Genomic DNA, 3,007 nt, shown 5'->3' on the forward strand with positions numbered 1-3,007 from the left:
CCAAATTCTTTTAATGCTGACATCAATTGCTCTCCCTTGATATTTTTGTCACGTAAATCAATCACAAAGCTTTGTAAGTTTTGCAGTTCAGCCAATATTTTACTGACTTCTTTACTGAGTGGTGCCTGTGCTTCTTTTAACGCATGATAAGCCGCTTCTCTTGCGCTATCTGATGATGAGAAAAGTGTTATTTTTTCATCGAATGCAGAGTGTAATTCTGCTTTGTATACTGTTAATTTTTCAACAATATCAGCAATAGTAACCTCTTTTTCACGGCTGAACTCCTGCTTAGCGTCATCGATACGCTCGAATACTTTTTCTAATCGCTCTTCATAGTCGTTAAAGTCATTCACTACTCGCCATAAATCAGCAACAGACTGTTGTGGGTAATCTGCTTCTTCAATCATGCCAAAAATCTCCATCCGAACAGCGTTTACGCCTAACATCGCAGGCTTAATGGCGGCTATCGCAAACACACCAATCACAGCATATAATTGATATTCTGACGTCATGCTAGGAACGTGACCGGTGACAAAGTAAACAAGACCAGCATTGATAAGATGCGCAACAACGGCAATGATAGCGGCTTTAATCTTGATTTTTTTAACCCTGACTAAATCATTGCTCAAATCAATACTGTCAGGCTTTTGAGGATGTGTCGCTCGTCTCTCTAGCATGGTTTGAGCATTACGGGCGATAAAGTAAGTGCTACCGATTAATAAGCTAATGGTAGATACATACCAGAGATAAAGAGTCGCTGAAACCCAGACATGAAATTCAAATTCTGGGACGTCATATTGTTGAGCAAACCATTTAATCAACACGACCAGTAAAAAGGTCCCCACAATCCACCCTAACCACTCCTTGATTGTTTGAGTGTAAAATTCGCGTCTAATTTCGCCGAATATATCGTGCATAGTATTCCTTTACCTTATTGATGATGTTGATTCCGCCTAATTACTGTAGAAAACTAGGCGTTAGATATCATGATGATAAGTTTATTTATGTGGGTATGAGACTACTCATCACCAAGAACATGAAATAATTCTTAGCTAAAAAGATAATCTTTGTTAATTTTACCATTCTTTATAGAACCCTATATGTGTCAACGGTATTCTTCGAGTTGAATGCCACACAGAAAAGCGTTAACCACCACTCGCGAAAAACGGCGATAATAAAGAATATATTCTACGCTAACGATGGTGCCTTTGGGTCTGGAAATACTATTCAATTCAGTAGCCTTATCGGCTGACAGCACAGCTACTGAGATAAATGCCAATGATATTATTTTAACGCTTTTTATGTATACCCGTTAGGTCAAAATCATAGTATGCCAATTGGTTTATTACCTTATTTTTAACTAATTCGGTATTGTTAACTTCAATACTTCCATTAACGATATTGATTTGGCTTAAATTACTACTTAAGGTAAAGTTTGGAAGTTCAATTAAATCAGAGTCTACATATTGGTACCCTTTCAATACCTGAAGCTTGTTCCCCGTATGATATTTGATCAAGGCATACTCAATATCATCTTTTTTTATCAGTGTGATATTTGGCGTGTGTCCCTTCAAACGAACAGCAATAAATGGAACACCTTCATTATATGCTAAAACATAGGTGTCAAGAGTCGGTAAACAAATGCCCGATTTATCTTCATGTAAAAGTTTAACTTGATCAAATCTTTTTGACTTAACATCATCACTACTAAATTGCACTAGTATCGGCTTTATCACTTTTATTTGAATACAATCTGACGCTGCAGCAAAATGGCTAGCGGTCAATAATAAGACTGCAAAAATAGATTTATATAACGTCATTACTTAACCCCATAGGTTTGCCAATTATGAACATACTCTTGAATTGTTCCCTTACCTAACGGCGTATTGTAATAAGATTTCCAATACGCTGCCTGACCATGAAGATCATCCTCTGATGGTAACCCTGCTGGTGCCCTTAAATAATGCACTCTTGCCATAGCACATGCATATAGATCATTATCTTTTAGCTCTTGTAATTTGTCATCATTGTTCAACAATTCGCTGACTTTTTTTGCAAGATCGGGTCTGTATGCTAGATAATTATCCCAAATATCATCGTGTGTGGCAGGTTCCATTTGAAAATAACTTAAAGCAGGCCCACCACCTAATTGTTGTCGGTATTTTAAACGACTCTCCTGGATAGCTGTTCCTAGTAGTAACATTTCTGCATTTCTGGAGGCTAAACCTATTTTCAAAAGAGCTGGCTTTATTACATTAGTAATGAAAAGTTTAGGGTCTTGCATTCCGGTGACCTGAACGCTATTTACTATCAACAATTCATTTATCTTTCGATGAGTTCGACCATTTACGTCAATTTTGCCATCTGGACGTACCATGTTGAGTGCTTTACTTTGAAATAGCTTTATCGCTGCAACAGTTTTAGCGCTTTCAGGCTTAGAGCCTAAACGGCCATCAACAATTAATGATTTTGTAGGAGGAATGAATTTAAGTAATTTATTTAATGCCGTTTGTACAGCTTTTACATCGTTTCCATTGTTAGCTCCACCCAACCCGACAGCTTGAGTTATTTTTATTGATGACATCGTATTATCCTTGTCATAGTTGATTTTAATAAGAGATAAAATCTGTAATTCTTTAATTTTCGGGAACTGATTTTTGACAATTTAACGATATAATTCCATTTCCCTGAGGTATTCCCCAACGGATTGGGTTAGTTATCTTGTCTTGCAAAGCAGCATAATCAACATCAGCTTGTTCATTATCTGTATCTTCAATGTCCCTATCTTTAACAAATGTGCTTTCAATTGTTTGGCCAAACACATCTTGTGGGTGAACTCTGCCAGCCACTTAATTATGATTTTCTAAATTTGAAATTATATCTTTCGGCGTTTTTCAAGACAGTTGTCGCCTAAATTGTTAAGCAGCTTCTTTATGTTGCTCTGGATTTAACTCCACAGCGCCTATTGGCTGCCAGTTTCGCTCTTCTTTTGACCATCGCTCTGGAT

At 37.1% G+C, this 3,007-nt stretch carries 5 protein-coding genes; all 5 read right to left on the bottom strand.

The window, feature by feature from the left end:
* A partial coding sequence (locus H5125_RS21465; RefSeq protein WP_182745450.1) for a hypothetical protein occupies positions 1-917 on the bottom strand: 917 nt, incomplete at its 3' end.
* 188 nt (positions 918-1,105) lie between these two features.
* Entirely contained in the window at positions 1,106-1,231 is a 126-nt protein-coding gene (locus tag H5125_RS22280) for a hypothetical protein (protein WP_259395515.1), read from the bottom strand.
* Between the two features lie 58 nt (positions 1,232-1,289).
* Positions 1,290-1,820, bottom strand: coding sequence for a hypothetical protein (locus H5125_RS21470; RefSeq protein ID WP_182697105.1), 531 nt, complete (start codon positions 1,818-1,820; stop codon positions 1,290-1,292).
* Positions 1,820-2,584 carry a peptidoglycan-binding protein gene (locus tag H5125_RS22285; RefSeq protein WP_259395516.1) on the bottom strand — a complete coding sequence of 255 codons (765 nt, stop codon included), beginning with the start codon at positions 2,582-2,584 and terminating at the stop codon, positions 1,820-1,822. Before H5125_RS22285 ends, H5125_RS21470 begins: the two co-directional genes overlap by 1 nt.
* Before the next feature lie 52 nt (positions 2,585-2,636).
* Positions 2,637-2,849, bottom strand: coding sequence for a hypothetical protein (locus tag H5125_RS21480; RefSeq protein WP_182745452.1), 213 nt, complete (start codon positions 2,847-2,849; stop codon positions 2,637-2,639).
* Positions 2,850-3,007 lie beyond the last annotated feature (158 nt).

The sequence above is a fragment of the Shewanella sp. SR44-4 genome, assembly GCF_014163715.1.
Taxonomy (GTDB): domain Bacteria; phylum Pseudomonadota; class Gammaproteobacteria; order Enterobacterales; family Shewanellaceae; genus Shewanella.